Annotated in this window: 11 protein-coding genes; 5 read left to right on the top strand and 6 right to left on the bottom strand. The window is 54.8% G+C overall.

Annotation, left to right across the window (positions count from 1 at the left end):
* Positions 1-44: 44 nt before the first annotated feature.
* The 3 genes from INF30_RS07685 to INF30_RS07675 form a co-directional block, all read right to left on the bottom strand.
* Entirely contained in the window at positions 45-452 is a 408-nt protein-coding gene (locus tag INF30_RS07685; RefSeq protein ID WP_226394794.1) for a PIN domain-containing protein, read from the bottom strand.
* Positions 449-670 carry a type II toxin-antitoxin system Phd/YefM family antitoxin gene (locus tag INF30_RS07680; protein ID WP_076778747.1) on the bottom strand — a complete coding sequence of 74 codons (222 nt, stop codon included), beginning with the start codon at positions 668-670 and terminating at the stop codon, positions 449-451. The genes INF30_RS07685 and INF30_RS07680 overlap by 4 nt, the downstream gene beginning before the upstream one ends.
* 119 nt (positions 671-789) lie before the next feature.
* On the bottom strand, positions 790-1,644 hold the full coding sequence (locus INF30_RS07675; RefSeq protein ID WP_226394793.1) for an AraC family transcriptional regulator: 855 nt from the start codon (positions 1,642-1,644) through the stop codon (positions 790-792).
* Between the two features lie 206 nt (positions 1,645-1,850).
* Here INF30_RS07675 and INF30_RS07670 point away from each other — a divergent pair, with 206 nt between their 5' ends.
* From INF30_RS07670 to INF30_RS07650, 5 genes are all read left to right on the top strand, one after another.
* Complete coding sequence (locus INF30_RS07670) at positions 1,851-3,140, top strand: ABC transporter substrate-binding protein (protein ID WP_226394792.1); 1,290 nt, start codon at positions 1,851-1,853, stop codon at positions 3,138-3,140.
* Positions 3,141-3,161: 21 nt separating this feature from the next.
* Positions 3,162-4,028, top strand: a complete 867-nt coding sequence (locus INF30_RS07665; RefSeq protein ID WP_087173835.1) for a carbohydrate ABC transporter permease — start codon at positions 3,162-3,164, stop codon at positions 4,026-4,028.
* A complete protein-coding gene (locus INF30_RS07660; RefSeq protein WP_226394791.1) occupies positions 4,028-4,873 on the top strand; it encodes a carbohydrate ABC transporter permease in 846 nt (281 codons plus the stop codon). Before INF30_RS07665 ends, INF30_RS07660 begins: the two co-directional genes overlap by 1 nt.
* 117 nt (positions 4,874-4,990) lie before the next feature.
* Positions 4,991-7,174, top strand: coding sequence for an alpha-galactosidase (locus INF30_RS07655; protein WP_226394790.1), 2,184 nt, complete (start codon positions 4,991-4,993; stop codon positions 7,172-7,174).
* 27 nt (positions 7,175-7,201) lie between these two features.
* Complete coding sequence (locus INF30_RS07650; protein WP_226394789.1) at positions 7,202-9,073, top strand: alpha-amylase family protein; 1,872 nt, start codon at positions 7,202-7,204, stop codon at positions 9,071-9,073.
* A gap of 94 nt (positions 9,074-9,167) precedes the next feature.
* On the opposite strand, the gene INF30_RS07645 is transcribed toward INF30_RS07650, so the two are convergent.
* Genes INF30_RS07645 through INF30_RS07635 form a run of 3 tightly spaced genes read right to left on the bottom strand, consistent with a single transcriptional unit; the run spans position 9,168 to position 13,339 of the window.
* Entirely contained in the window at positions 9,168-10,067 is a 900-nt protein-coding gene (locus tag INF30_RS07645) for a helix-turn-helix transcriptional regulator (RefSeq protein ID WP_226394788.1), read from the bottom strand.
* Between the two features lie 18 nt (positions 10,068-10,085).
* Positions 10,086-11,288: an MFS transporter gene (locus tag INF30_RS07640; RefSeq protein ID WP_076778720.1), complete on the bottom strand. Its 1,203-nt coding sequence runs from the start codon at positions 11,286-11,288 to the stop codon at positions 10,086-10,088.
* Complete coding sequence (locus INF30_RS07635; protein WP_226394787.1) at positions 11,270-13,339, bottom strand: TIM-barrel domain-containing protein; 2,070 nt, start codon at positions 13,337-13,339, stop codon at positions 11,270-11,272. Before INF30_RS07635 ends, INF30_RS07640 begins: the two co-directional genes overlap by 19 nt.
* Between the last annotated feature and the right edge of the window lie 85 nt (positions 13,340-13,424).

Here is a 13,424-nt window from a genome sequence, read left to right as displayed (position 1 = left end):
AAGTATCCCTATTGTTTTCAGTGGATTACTTCCGTTTTTTGATGTTACTTTTTCAAAAATTCAGTCGGTGTGATCGCCGGAACAGAGGAACCGGCAAAATCTTTGATATTCCTTGTGAGAATATACTTTGCACCGTTCCGCTCCGCCACAGCGTCTACAACGGCATCTTCAAAGTCGGGCATAGAGCGCATGAGTGCGGTATGAATATCTACACTCTGTACATCAGCAAATGTGACAAGTTGAGAAAGCTGTTCAATCCGATCCTTTGCCTTTTGAGCGGATTGAAACGCTTTGCGGAGTATATAGAAAATATCTGTGGCAGCAGATGCGGAGATGAGACATTCCACATCATTTTCTATGGCCTTGCGGAACGCTTGGTAGGAGTCTGCGAAAAACGGTTCTCGTCTTTGGATAATATCCATAATGACATTGGTATCAATCAGTATTCTCATTGTCTGGCCAACCGCTCCTCTCGTATAGTATCTTCATCCATTGTCTGACTTTCTGGAATAATTCCCACAAGATCATCAAGAAGAGCCAGTTTATTGACAGCGGGGCTTGTAAGGCGGGCAATATTTTTGCCGTTCTTGGTAATAAAAATATCCTGGGACGCTGCTATTTCCAGATATTTTCCAAGGTTGGTCTTAAATTCGGTTGCAGTAATGATCATACAAATTCCTCCCTTCGAGGTGTGGTTTATATATTGTTATTATACACAAATCATACGAAAATATCAATATATTATCGTACGACATTATATGTTCGATGCGGATGATGTTTAAGGATCAACTACTCCATTTTCTCCTGCTGTTCGTACCGCCACGCCCTGGGGGATACGCCGTACACGTTTTTAAATGCCCTTGAGAAATGCAGCTGGTTCGGATAGCCCACCGCGTTTCCGATGTCCGCAATAGACAGGGACGTCATCTTCAGAAGTTCTCCCGCCTTGGATATGCGGTAGGAGATCAAAAACTCCTGGGGAGATTTCCCTACGGTGTCCCGGAAGATCTTTCCAAAGTAGCTCCGGTTCAGATTACAGAAAGCGGCAATGTCCTCCACTGAGATATCATTCTGGAAATTCTGCTCAATGAAAGAGAGGGCTTCCTTAATATAGAAGTCCCGCATCCTGTTCCCCTGGGTCTGGATGGGGGAGGAGTTGGACTTTGCCAGATAGTCCAGAAAGAGGTACAGATGGCCGATCAGATGTAAGGGGGACTCCTGGGAATGGTTGGCGATGTAGAGCATCTCATACGTCATCTGTTGTGCAATGTCTTTGTGCCGGGGCCGGTAGATGGGTGTGTTCATGGTGAGCCCGGCAGTCTCGATGAACTCCTTTACTTTCAGCCCGTCAAATTCAAGCCAGGTGTACTCCCAGGGGAGTTCGCTGTCAGCGATGTAAGTGCAGATCTGGTGCGGGAAGAGCATAAATCCCTGGCCGCTCTTGACGTTGTAGGTGACGGACTCCCGTCGGGAGTTTTCCGCGGTCAGAGTGCCGGTCCCGGATATGACGTAGTGGAACAGATAGTGGTTCCTGGCGGCAGGTCCGAAGGAGTGGGCCGGGTCACACTGTTCCCACCCATACTGGTAAAGCCCCAGGTCTATAAAGTTCTCGCTTGGAAAGATGGAGTACAGTACATTGCTCATACATTCACCTCCTGCAGCATTTTTTCGGTATCTTTCGTATCTGATATCATTATATACCAAAATGCTAGATGACATCAATATATAGGACAAAAACAAGTATAAAGGCATAAAACAAAAAAAACAGCGGTATTTATAGACGCATATTGATATGTTAAAATGGAGCTACCGTAAAAAAGAAAGGACAGAGAGAGAAAGGAGATATGAAAATGAGAGGAAAAAGCGCAAGATATCTCAGCGCTGCGCTGGTCGTTGTCATGACCGGCGGGCTGATGCTGTCGGGCTGCTCGGGAAGCGGCGAGTCCAGCGGGAAGACCGAGATCGAGATCCTGCAGTACAAGCCGGAGGCGGCTACCTACTTTGATCAGGTGGAAGAACAGTTTAATGCCACCCACGATGACATCCATCTGACCATCGACTCCCCCAACGATGCGTCCACCATCATGCGGACAAGGTTTATCCGGGAGGACTATCCGGATATCATCGGCATTGGCGGTGACATCAACTATTCTTACTATGTAGATGCGGAGATACTGGCTGACGTGTCCGACTACGCTGGGATGGCGGACATCAAGGATTCCTACATCGACATTGCGGAGGCTCTGGAGATCGTTCCCACAGACGGCACCTACATTGTGCCCTATGTGGCCAACGCGGCAGGCATCCTTTATAACAGGGACATGTTTGAGGAGCACGGATGGGAGATCCCCACAAACTGGGGAGAGCTGATGAGCCTGTGCGAGGAGATCAAGGCGGAGGGTATCCTTCCCTTCTATTTTGGGTTCCGCGACACCTGGACATGTCTGGCACCCTGGAACGGCATTGCGGTGGACTTAGCTCCCTCTGACCTGTGCAAGCAGGTGAACAGAGGAGAGGCGAACTTTACAGAAGGCTACGCAGAGGCTGCTGAGAAATATATCCAGCTTATGGAGTACGGCCCGGAGGATCCGGTGGCATACGGCTACAACGACGCATGTACAGCCTTTGCAAGAGGCGAGTCCGCCATGTACCCCATCGGAAGCTACGCGGTTCCCCAGATCCTTTCCGTCAATCCGGATATGAACATTGACTCCTTCGTTATGCCTGCCAGCGACTCTTCAGACGGCAACACGCTGAACTCCGGTATCGACCTTGGCTTCTGCGTGACAGCGGACTGCCCCAACAAGGAGGCTGCCTATGAAGTCCTTGACTTCCTGCTGGAGGATGAGAACATCCAGGCCTATGTGGATGACCAGAATGCCATCCCCTGCCGTGAGGGAGACTTTGAGCTGGCCCCCTACGTGGACGGCATGACCGAGTACATAGAGTCCGGCAATATGACCGACTACCAGGACCACTACTATCCGTCGGAGATGGCTGCGGACGCGATCCTTCAGACCTATGTGATCGACAAGGATACAGACGCCTTCCTGGCACGATTCGATAAGGACTGGCAGCGGTACAACCGCGACATCATCCGCGAAGTACAGGAGTACGAAGAAAACGGCGGCAATGAGTAGTAGGAAAGGAGTGGGGATACAATGAAAAATGAGAGAAAACGCACCTTCCTGTTGATAACGATACCGATCCTGGCATTATTTGTGTGCTTTAACACCATCCCTCTGATCCGGGGCGTTATCTACAGCTTCACGAACTTTAAAGGCTTTGGGACCTACGACTGGGTAGGCCTTCGGAATTACATGGACCTGTTCACGGACTCACGTGTGGGCGGCTCCTACCTGTTTACATTTAAGCTGGCCATCTGTGCCACCATCATCACCAATGTGATCAGTCTGATCCTGGCCCTGGGGCTGAACAGCAAGATCCGGGCAAAAGGATTTTTCCGGGCAGCCTACTTCCTGCCAAACGTGCTTGGCGCCCTGGTAGTAGGTTATGTGTTCCAGTATCTGTTCACCTACATCCTTCCGGCTCTCGGCGAGATGATCGGAAGCGAGACCTTGAGCTCCAGCCTTCTCTCCAACGAGAGCACGGCCTGGTTTGCCATCGTCATCGTGTGCTGCTGGCAGAATATAGCCATGAACACCATCATCTACATCTCCGGTCTGCAGACCGTGCCGGAGGACGTGTACGAGGCAGGCTCCCTGGACGGAGCTACGGGATGGAAGCAGTTCAGACATCTGACCTTCCCGCTGATCATCCCCTTCTTCACCATCAACATGGTGCTGTGCGTGAAGAACTTCCTCATGGTATTTGACCAGATCATGGCCATGACACAGGGAGGACCTGCACAGAGCACAGAGTCCATTTCATTCTTGATCTACAACAATGGTATGAAGGGCGGAAGCTTCGGTTACCAGAGCGCTAACGCCGTCATCTTCTTCATCGTGATCGTGGCTATCTCCGCGGCGCAGATGAGCATCTCCAGCAGGAAGGAGGAGCAGTTATAATGAATAAAAAAGTAGATAAAGTCAAGACAAACTGGCCGGTCGTGGTCCTTCTCATCCTGGGACTGAGCACCATCGTGTTCCCGCTGTACATGGCGATCGTCATCGCCTTCAAGCAGCCCTCTGAGATGACCAACAGCATCTCCGGCATCCTCTCCCTCCCGGAGAGCTGGAGTCTTTCCAACTTTGCCCAGGCTATGGAGGTGACGGACTTCTGGAGATCCCTGGGGAACAGCGTGCTGATCACAGTCGTGACCGTGGTGCTCTCCATCGTGCTCCACTCCATGATGGGATACGCCATCGGCCGGAACCGCGCCCACAGCAAATTTTATAAATTCGTGTACCTCTTCATTGTAAGCGGTATGTTCGTACCTTTCGCCATCCTGATGATGCCCCTGGCAAAACAGACGGCGGAGCTGGGACTTGCAAACTGGGCTGGCGTTATCATCCTGTATGTGGTATTCTATATGCCTATGAACGTGCTTCTGTACTCGGGGTATCTGGTGAACATTCCCATTGCCCTTGAGGAGGCGGCAAGGGTGGACGGCGCCAGCACATGGCGCACATACTGGAAGGTCATCTTCCCCATCATGAAGCCTATGCACGCTACAGTGGCCATCATCACAGCACTGGCTGTATGGAACGATGTGATGACACCACTTGTCATCATGTCCGGTACAGGGCAGAACACACTGCCTCTGGCACAGCTGAATTTCCAGACGCAGTTTGGTACAAACTACAACCTGGCATTTGCATCTTATCTGCTGGCGCTGATCCCGATCCTTATCTTCTACGTGATCTGTCAGAAACAGATCATCAACGGTGTTGTAAATGGTGCTGTAAAATAAATACATTCAGATACACCATACAGATGGATGTATCTGCCGCAGAGCGGGTCTGTGTACCGGAAGGTATATGTACCCGCTCTTGCGGCACTTGATAATTTACAGAGCAGGAGAGACAAAATGAGCATTATTTATGATGAAAAGTATAAGACCATCACATTACACACAAGAAATACCACGTATCAGATGCAGATAGACCGGTACGGCTTCCTTCTGCACCTGTACTACGGAAAGACAGCGGAAGGGTGCATGGATTATCTGCTGACCTATTATGACCGGGGATTTTCAGGAAACCCCTACGAGGCGGAAACGGACAGGACCTACTCCATGGACGCGCTGCCCCAGGAGTTCCCGTCCCTGGGAACCGGGGACTACCGCACGCCGGCCTGCATCATCAAAAACACGGACCGCACCTACGCCAGTGATTTCCGGTATGTGAGCCATACCATCAAAGAAGGAAAGTACTCCCTTCCCGGCCTTCCGGCTGTGTACGCGGACACGGACGAGGCCCAGACCCTGGAGGTGGTGCTGGCAGATCCGGTGACAGGGGTGCAGGCGGTACTTCTCTACGGCGTGCTGCCCCAGTATGATGTGATCACAAGAAGTGTGAAGATTGTCAATGCCAGCAAAGGGCATATCTCTGTCAAGAAGCTGGCGCCGGCCTGCCTGGACCTTGTGGGCGGAGCGTATGATTTTATTACATTTTACGGCCGCCATGCCATGGAGAGAAACTGCCAGCGGATGCCTGTGGGACACGGCGTGGCAAAGATCGGAAGCCTTCGGGGAACTTCCAGCCACCAGTACAACCCGGCGGTGATCCTGGCGGAGCATGACGCCACGGAAGACGCAGGAAGCTGCTACGCCATGACGTTCGTCTACAGCGGGGGATTTCAGAGCGAGGCAGGACAGGACCAGTATTACCAGACCCGTCTGCTCATGGGAATGAGCGAGGAGCAGTTTGCCTACCCGCTGAACCCGGGAGAGCAGTTCCAGTCGCCGGAGGTGATCTTAAGCTATTCTTCCGAAGGACTCTCAAAGCTGTCCCAGAATATGCACCGCTGCATCCGTTCCCATCTGTGCAGAGGAAAATATAAAGAGACTGTGCGCCCTATTCTCCTCAACAGCTGGGAGGCCTCCTACTTTGACTTTACAGGGGACAGCCTTCTTGCGCTGGCGCAGCAGGCAGCGGACTTAGGGATTGAGATGTTCGTTCTGGACGACGGCTGGTTTGGAAAGAGAGACAGCGACATGCGGGGCCTGGGAGACTGGGTTGTCAACGAGGAAAAGCTGGGCTGCACGCTTGGGGAACTCATTGAAAAGATCAACGGCATGGGACTGAAATTCGGTATCTGGATCGAGCCGGAGATGGTCAACGAGGACAGCGACCTCTACCGGGAGCATCCGGACTGGGCTTTTGTCATACCGGGACGCCGCCCCAACCGCTCCAGATACCAGCTTGTCCTGGATTTCTCCAGAAAAGAAGTGGTGGATTACATCTACGAGAAGATCTGCGCTGTCCTGGACCAGGGCAATGTGGAATATGTGAAATGGGATATGAACCGGAGCCTTGCGGACATCTATTCCGCCACGGCGGACAGCCAGGGGAGGGTGCTCCACGACTATGTGCTGGGACTCTATGATTTCCTGGAGAGGCTGGTGGACCGGTATCCGGATATTCTCATCGAGGGATGCAGCGGAGGCGGCGGACGTTTTGACGCGGGCATGCTGTACTATACGCCTCAGATCTGGTGCAGCGACAATACAGATCCCATTGACCGCCTGGAGATCCAGTACGGCACCTCCTTCATTTACCCGGCTTCCTCTGTGGGAGCCCATGTGTCCGCCTCGCCCAACCATCAGACAGGGCGTCTCACATCCATGAAGACCAGGGGCATGGTGGCCATGGCAGGCACCTTCGGCTACGAGCTGAACCTAAATGAACTGAGTGCGGAGGACAAAGAGGAGATCCGCCGCCAGATCGCGGAGTATAAAAAGTATGCGGCTCTTGTGCAGAGAGGAGACTACTACCGACTCACCAATCCCCAGACTGACAACCAGGGGGCCTGGGAGTTTGTGTCCGAAGACCGGAAGGAAGCTCTCGTGCAGGTAGTGGGCATCCGGAAACATGCCAACATGACTGTGGACTACATCAAAGTCAGAGGGCTGAAAGAGAACACCATGTACCGTGATACAGAGACCGGCATGCTGTACAACAGCACGGCCCTTCGGGAAGTGGGTGTGCCAAAGCCGGTGCTGGAAGGAGAGTACCAGGCGTACCAGTGGCATTTTGTATGTGAAGACTAAAATGATTGTGATCGGGGGATAAGACAGATGGCAGGAAAAACAGCGAAAAAAAGAAAACCCGCAGGAAAGGCGGCAGCCGACCGGATTTTTGCGGAGAGGCTTGGCCGGCATCACGATGAGCTGCGGTGGCTGTACATGGAGCTGTACGGCAACGACGACATGTTTGCCGAGCTCTGCGACCAGATGAAATGGTACTATGACCAGAGAAACGACAAACTGAAGAAGCTGGACGCCCGGCGGGAGGCGGAAGGCGCATGGTACCGGAAGAGAGACATGCTGGGCATGATGATGTACATTGACAACTTTGCCGGAAATATAAAAGGGGTGGAGGAGAAGCTCTCCTACCTGGAGAAGTGCCATGTGAATTACGTGCATCTGATGCCCTTCCTGGACTCCCCGAAAGGGAGATCAGACGGAGGCTACGCCGTGGCGGACTTCCGGAAGGTGAAGCCGGAGCTTGGGACCATGGAGGATCTGGCCCGCCTGGCGGGAAAATGCCATGAAAAAGGGATCAGCCTGTGCATGGATTTTGTCATGAACCACACCTCCGAGGATCACGAGTGGGCCAGGAAAGCCCGCCAGGGAGACGGAGAGTACATGAGCCGGTATTTCTTCTACGCCGATCCGGCCATCCCGCGGGAGTATGAGAAGACGGTGCCCCAGGTGTTTCCCACCACAGCGCCGGGTAATTTTACCTATCTGCCGGAGATGGGACATTATGTGATGACGACGTTTTACCCCTACCAGTGGGATCTGAACTACAGCAACCCCAGGGTATTCAACGAGATGATGTACAATTTCCTCTACCTGGCCAACCAGGGCATGGACATCATCCGCATCGACGCAGTGCCCTATATCTGGAAGCAGCTGGGGACCAATTGCCGGAACCTGCCCCAGGTCCACACCATTGTCCGCATGATGCGCATGATCGGCGAGATCGTGTGCCCGGGGATCGTGCTCCTGGGAGAAGTGGTCATGGAGCCAAAAGAGGTGGCTCCCTATTTCGGCACAGTGGAGAAGCCGGAGTGCCACATGCTCTACAATGTGACCACCATGGCCACTACCTGGCACACGGTGGCTACAAGGGATATCCGCCTGCTTCGCAGACAGATGGACGTGGTCTGCTCTCTCCCGAGAGAGTACACATTCCTCAACTACCTCCGGTGTCACGACGACATCGGCTGGGGGCTGGACTATGCCTCCCTGCGTGAGTGGGGCATGGAGGAAGTGTCCCACAAGAAATATCTGAATGACTATTTCCAGGGAAAGACAGAGGGAAGCGTAAGCCGGGGCGAGCTGTACAACGAGGACCCGGTTACCGGGGACGCCAGGTTCTGCGCCACCACGGCGTCCATGTGCGGTGTGGAGAGCGCGGGATTTGAACAGGACCAGGAGAAAATGGCCTGCGCCATCCGCAAGGATCTCATGCTCCACGCCTACATGTTTACCCAGTCCGGCATCCCCATGCTCTACAGCGGGGACGAGATCGGCCAGGTGAACGACTACACCTACAAGGAGGATCCGGACAAAGCGCCCGACTCCAGATATATCCACAGGGGAAAATTCTGCTGGGATCTGACAGAGCGCATCAAAGACGGGTCCAGCGTACAGGGCCGGATTTTCGCAGGACTGGAAGAGCTGGAGAAGATCCGAAGGACAGAAGCCGTGTTTGGCGCGGATGCAGAGGTGTACACAAAGGATTACAACGATAACTCCATCCTTTGGATCGTGCGCAGGGCTGGAGATGAGGAACTTCACGCTGTGTTTAATTTCAGCGATGAGGGACGCACCATCTGGATGCCGGAAAAAGCGCAGTACACAAACCTTGTGACAGGCGTCACCAAGGAAACGGAGACAGTGGAACTGTCCGGATGGGATTTCGTCTGGATGAAGAGGTAGAAAACAGTGAAAAACAGCGCCCGCGGGAATTATATTTCCTGCGAGGCGCTGTTTTTGCAGTATAAGAGGGTGCTCTGCCCCCAGAAATCCATGGTCAGCTTTGTTTCTTTGCATGGACCGATTTCGTGTACTCCCTGGGAGTGCAGCCCATAAACTTGCGGAACAGCTTTGTGTAGTAGGAGGGGCTGGAGAACCCGCACTGCAGGGAGATGTCCGTGATGCTGTCCTTCCCCTGGACGAGAAGGGGGATGCTCTGCCGGATGCGGTAGTGGAGGAGGTAGTCAAAGAGAGGCTGGTTCATGTTCCGCTTGAACAGACGGCAGCACTCGCTCTTGCACATATTGACGCATCCGGAGATATCCTCCAGAGAGATGTGTTCCATATAATGTCCGTGTATGAAGGTGACGATGCGGCGCAGCCGCTCCAGCTCCCGCACATCCCCGGAGGAGGGGCGTGCATCCAGGTCCAGGTGGTCAAAAAGCAGGATCCAGATCTGGTAGAGCTCCGTGAGGAGCCGCAGCTCGTAGGAGCGTGGCGGCTCCTGCCAGAGCTGCCGGATCGTGTCCAGATGGGAGAGGACCTCCCTCTCCCAGGGCACCTCTCTGGAGAAGGAGGCGGAGGGGAGGAGCGGGTTTTCTGTCACGGGCTGGATGAACTTGGTCTGCAGAAGGCTGGCCTCGTAGCCGTACAGAAGGGAAGGGTTGACGGTGACCGACAGATAGGTGCAGTCATGGCTGTCCGCGTGGCGGCCTGTGTGCAGCATGTTGGCGTTGCAGAAGACGCCGTCCTCCTTTTTCAGGTGATAGGTGCGGTCATTGACCTGGTACAGGATTTCGCCCGTAAGGATCAGGGTAAACTCAATCTCCGGGTGCCAGTGGCAGGCAAAGCTGCCCATCTCATAGGCGTCCAGCCGCTCAGGGCTGACAAGCACGGGGAAAGCGTAGTCCCCGTGGGACTTGATCTCCCGCCCGTCGCTGCGCAGTGTGATCTGCATGTTCCTTCCTCCTTATTTTTACAGGGATTTCGCGGTTTTCTTCAGCATCTTCTCGTGCATCACAAACATCAGTACAAGGATGGCAAGCAGATAGAAGGGAAACAGGGAAATGCTGATGTGGTTTGCCATCAGTCCGAATACAGGCGGCATGAGGCAGGTGCCCACGTAGGCAGAAGCCATCTGGACGCCGATAAGTGCCTGGGACCGGTCTGCGCCGAAGCGCTCCGGTGTGGAGTGGATGACACAGGGGTACACAGGCGCACAGCCAAGGCCCACGATGATCAGCCCTGCCAGGGACGTGTTTCCACCCAGGGGCAGGAGGATAGTCAGCACGCCTGCAAGGATCAGGATCAGACCCAGCCGGATCATCCGGGTATCGTTAAAGCGCATGGTGAGAAAGCCGCTGGCCCCCCTTCCCACGGTGATGCCGATGTAGAAGAGGCTGGCGTAGAAAGCGGCGGTCTCGGAGGAGATGCCTTCGTGGAGCATAAGGTAGCTGGCTGCCCAGAGCCCTGCCGTCTGCTCCAGGGCGCAGTAGCAGAAGAAGGTCACCATGACCTCTTTTGCCCCGGGGATGGCGGCGATCTGCTTTAAGGACAAGGGCTTTGCCGGGGCGGTCTGTCCGGAGTCCTCCGGGGCATGTCCCCGGGAGGCCTCACTGTCCGTTCCGGTCTGCCGGTTCTTCCACAGAGGAAGGCTGAGGAGCAGGATGGCCGTGAGGATGACCTGCAGGATGCCGACATACCGGTAGCCGGTGTTCCAGGGGGCGCCGCCGGAGAGTACAAGGCCCATGATGTAGGGGCCTGCGGAGGCTCCCACACCCCACATGCAGTGGAGCCAGCTCATGTGTGTGCTGGAGTAGTGGAGAGCTACATAGTTGTTGAGGGCGGCGTCCACGCTGCCCGCACCCAGGCCGTAGGGAATGGCCCACAGGCACAGAAGGATGAAGGAGTGGCTGAAGGAGAAGCCGAACAGGGCGGCCGCTGTCATGGCCACACTGATAGCTGTCACCTTTCCGGGCCCCAGGCGCAGGGTCAGCCGGTCGCTCTGGAGGCTGGAGATGATGGTGCCTGCCGCGATGATCATGGAAATGATGCCGGCGTAGGACACCGGCACCTGGAATTCCTGGTACATGGAGGGCCAGGCGGACCCAAGGAGTCCGTCGGGAAGGCCCAGGCTTATAAATGCAAGGTAAATGATCGCTAAGAGCAGATGAAACATATGTCGATAGTCCTTTCCTGTGATCCCTCATATCTTACCCCGCCGTCTGCTGTCACGTCAATAGCGGACAGGTGGGAGGGATCCTCGTAGTCTTTTCCGTAGCCGTCATCATCGTAGAGTGTGTAGCAGCATGTATCCGCAGGGTAAGCGATGACATGCAGGTGGGATGCGTCCAGTTCTTCCACATTTTTTGCCGCCTCTGCCAGAGGAAGGAGATGGCCTTTGCGGACGAAGAAGATCAGTTCCTCTTCCGCCACAGGTACATAGTGGTGTCCGGCCGTCATTTTCTGACAGCGGAAATCCTCCGGCCCGGAGGTGGTCACGCAGAGCATGTCCTCCGGCAGGTAGACGTAGCGGCCTGTGGCATTCTGCTGATAGACGGGGGCCAGCATAAGACTCTCGCCAAGGAGGATCTGGTCCTCCACCTGGGCAGCTAAAGCGTCATCCGGGTAGGCGAAGGACAGGGGCTGAAAGAGCATGTCGTCGTTGAGAGCCGCTTTCATGTACTCGCTGTACAGGTAGGGCAGCAGGCAGTAGCGGAGCCCTATGATCTGTCCCAGCGCCTTTGCGTTTGAGAAGCGGTAAGCCTCCTGCTCCCTTGTGCCCATGGCGGAGTGGTTCCGCATGAGCGGGGTGAAGATGCCGAACTGGAGCCAGCGCATCACCAGATCCTCCGTGGTGTCCGCCCCGAAGCCTGCCAGGTCCGCCCCTGTGTAGAGGAAGCCGCACATGCTAAGGGAAGGCATCATTTTCACGTTCATGAGCAGATGGGACCACCAGGACAGGTTGTCTCCCTGCCAGATGCCGCCGTAGCGGTGCATACCGATGTAGGAGGAGCGGGAGAACATAAGGATCCGCTTGTCCGGCTCCAGCTCCTCAAAGGCCTCCCCGGCTGCCCGGGTCATGTTGTAGCCGTACAGGTTGTGGACTTTGTCGTGGCGCACTCTGGGAAGGCCGCCGCCCGGCTGGTGGTAGAAGCTCCGGTAATCCTCCGGGTTGTTTGCCAGGGTGTTCACAAGGCCCAGCAGGTGATCGTTCTTGTCCAGATCCAGGTTCTGCCCCTTCATGGAGGCCACCTCGTCAAATACTTTGTTCAGACGCTTCTCGGAGTAGAAGATGGCTGGCTCGTTCATGTCGTTCCAGAAGCCGTCGATGCCCTGGTCCAGAAGGAATTTGTATTTCAGACCAAACCATCTCCTGGCCGCCGGGTTCAGCATATCCGGGAAATGCGCCCGTCCCGGCCACACAGCTCCCACAAAGTCGGTGCCGTCCTCCTCCTTGCAGAAGTAGCCGGCCGCTTTTCCTTCCTCGTAGACAGAGTAGCCATCCTCGATCTTGACGCCGGCGTCGATGATGGGGACCAGGTGGATGCCCTCCTTTTTCATGTCCGCAGCCAGGGCGGGCAGATCCGGGAATTTCTCTTCTGACACAGTGAAGTCCTCGTACCGCTCCATGTAGTCGATGTCCAGATAGATGGCGTCCAGGGGAATGCCGGCCTCCTTGTACTTTGCGGCCACCTCCCGCACATCCGCCTCGTTTTTGTACCCCCAGCGGCTCTGGCCGTAGCCGAAGGCCCACTTCGGCGGGATGTAGCTTCTGCCGATCAGCTGGCGGAAGCTGCGGACGATGGAGGGGAGAAGGCCGTCCTCCTCCTGGATGACGTAGATGTCCAGGTCCCAGTCCTCCGGGGTGATGCGCAGGGTGTCCTTCTGCGTGTAGCCGATGTCAAAGGTGAGGCGCCCGGGATAGTCGATGAAGATCCCGAAGGGCTCACTGCCGCCTATGAGAAGGAAGTTGTGTGCTCCGTAGAGGGAGTGGGTGGTCTCCAGGTGGTGGGGATCATCGGTGCAGTTGCTCGTGTAGAGCCAGCCTCTCTTGTTGATGCCCCGCACCTGCTCGCCAAGGCCGTACACCGGAGCGTCCTTCTCCATGGTGAGGACGAGACTTCCATCTTTCATGGAAAAACAGGGGAGCGTTCCCTGGGAGGCGGGAATCTCCTTTACGACTGCCTCTGTGGGGAATGGGTTTCCAAAAGTATATTTGCGGATCATGCGTAGTTCTCCTTTCAGTTCCGTTTATAGTATGCTACTATTATATAAGTGAAAAGCAGGATTTACTTGCATATTCCTAGCAGTT

Source organism: Claveliimonas monacensis, from assembly GCF_014982975.1.
Classification (GTDB): Bacteria; Bacillota; Clostridia; order Lachnospirales; family Lachnospiraceae; genus Claveliimonas; species Claveliimonas monacensis.
Note: the sequence above shows the minus strand (reverse complement) of the source record. Positions and strands in the feature narration are given on the sequence as shown.

Coding starts and splice junctions, on each gene's coding strand:
- INF30_RS07685 (WP_226394794.1), bottom strand. CDS start 452: ATGAGAATACTGATTGATACCAATGTCATTATGGATATTATCCAAAGA.
- INF30_RS07680 (WP_076778747.1), bottom strand. CDS start 670: ATGATCATTACTGCAACCGAATTTAAGACCAACCTTGGAAAATATCTG.
- INF30_RS07675 (WP_226394793.1), bottom strand. CDS start 1,644: ATGAGCAATGTACTGTACTCCATCTTTCCAAGCGAGAACTTTATAGAC.
- INF30_RS07670 (WP_226394792.1), top strand. CDS start 1,851: ATGAGAGGAAAAAGCGCAAGATATCTCAGCGCTGCGCTGGTCGTTGTC.
- INF30_RS07665 (WP_087173835.1), top strand. CDS start 3,162: ATGAAAAATGAGAGAAAACGCACCTTCCTGTTGATAACGATACCGATC.
- INF30_RS07660 (WP_226394791.1), top strand. CDS start 4,028: ATGAATAAAAAAGTAGATAAAGTCAAGACAAACTGGCCGGTCGTGGTC.
- INF30_RS07655 (WP_226394790.1), top strand. CDS start 4,991: ATGAGCATTATTTATGATGAAAAGTATAAGACCATCACATTACACACA.
- INF30_RS07650 (WP_226394789.1), top strand. CDS start 7,202: ATGGCAGGAAAAACAGCGAAAAAAAGAAAACCCGCAGGAAAGGCGGCA.
- INF30_RS07645 (WP_226394788.1), bottom strand. CDS start 10,067: ATGCAGATCACACTGCGCAGCGACGGGCGGGAGATCAAGTCCCACGGG.
- INF30_RS07640 (WP_076778720.1), bottom strand. CDS start 11,288: ATGTTTCATCTGCTCTTAGCGATCATTTACCTTGCATTTATAAGCCTG.
- INF30_RS07635 (WP_226394787.1), bottom strand. CDS start 13,339: ATGATCCGCAAATATACTTTTGGAAACCCATTCCCCACAGAGGCAGTC.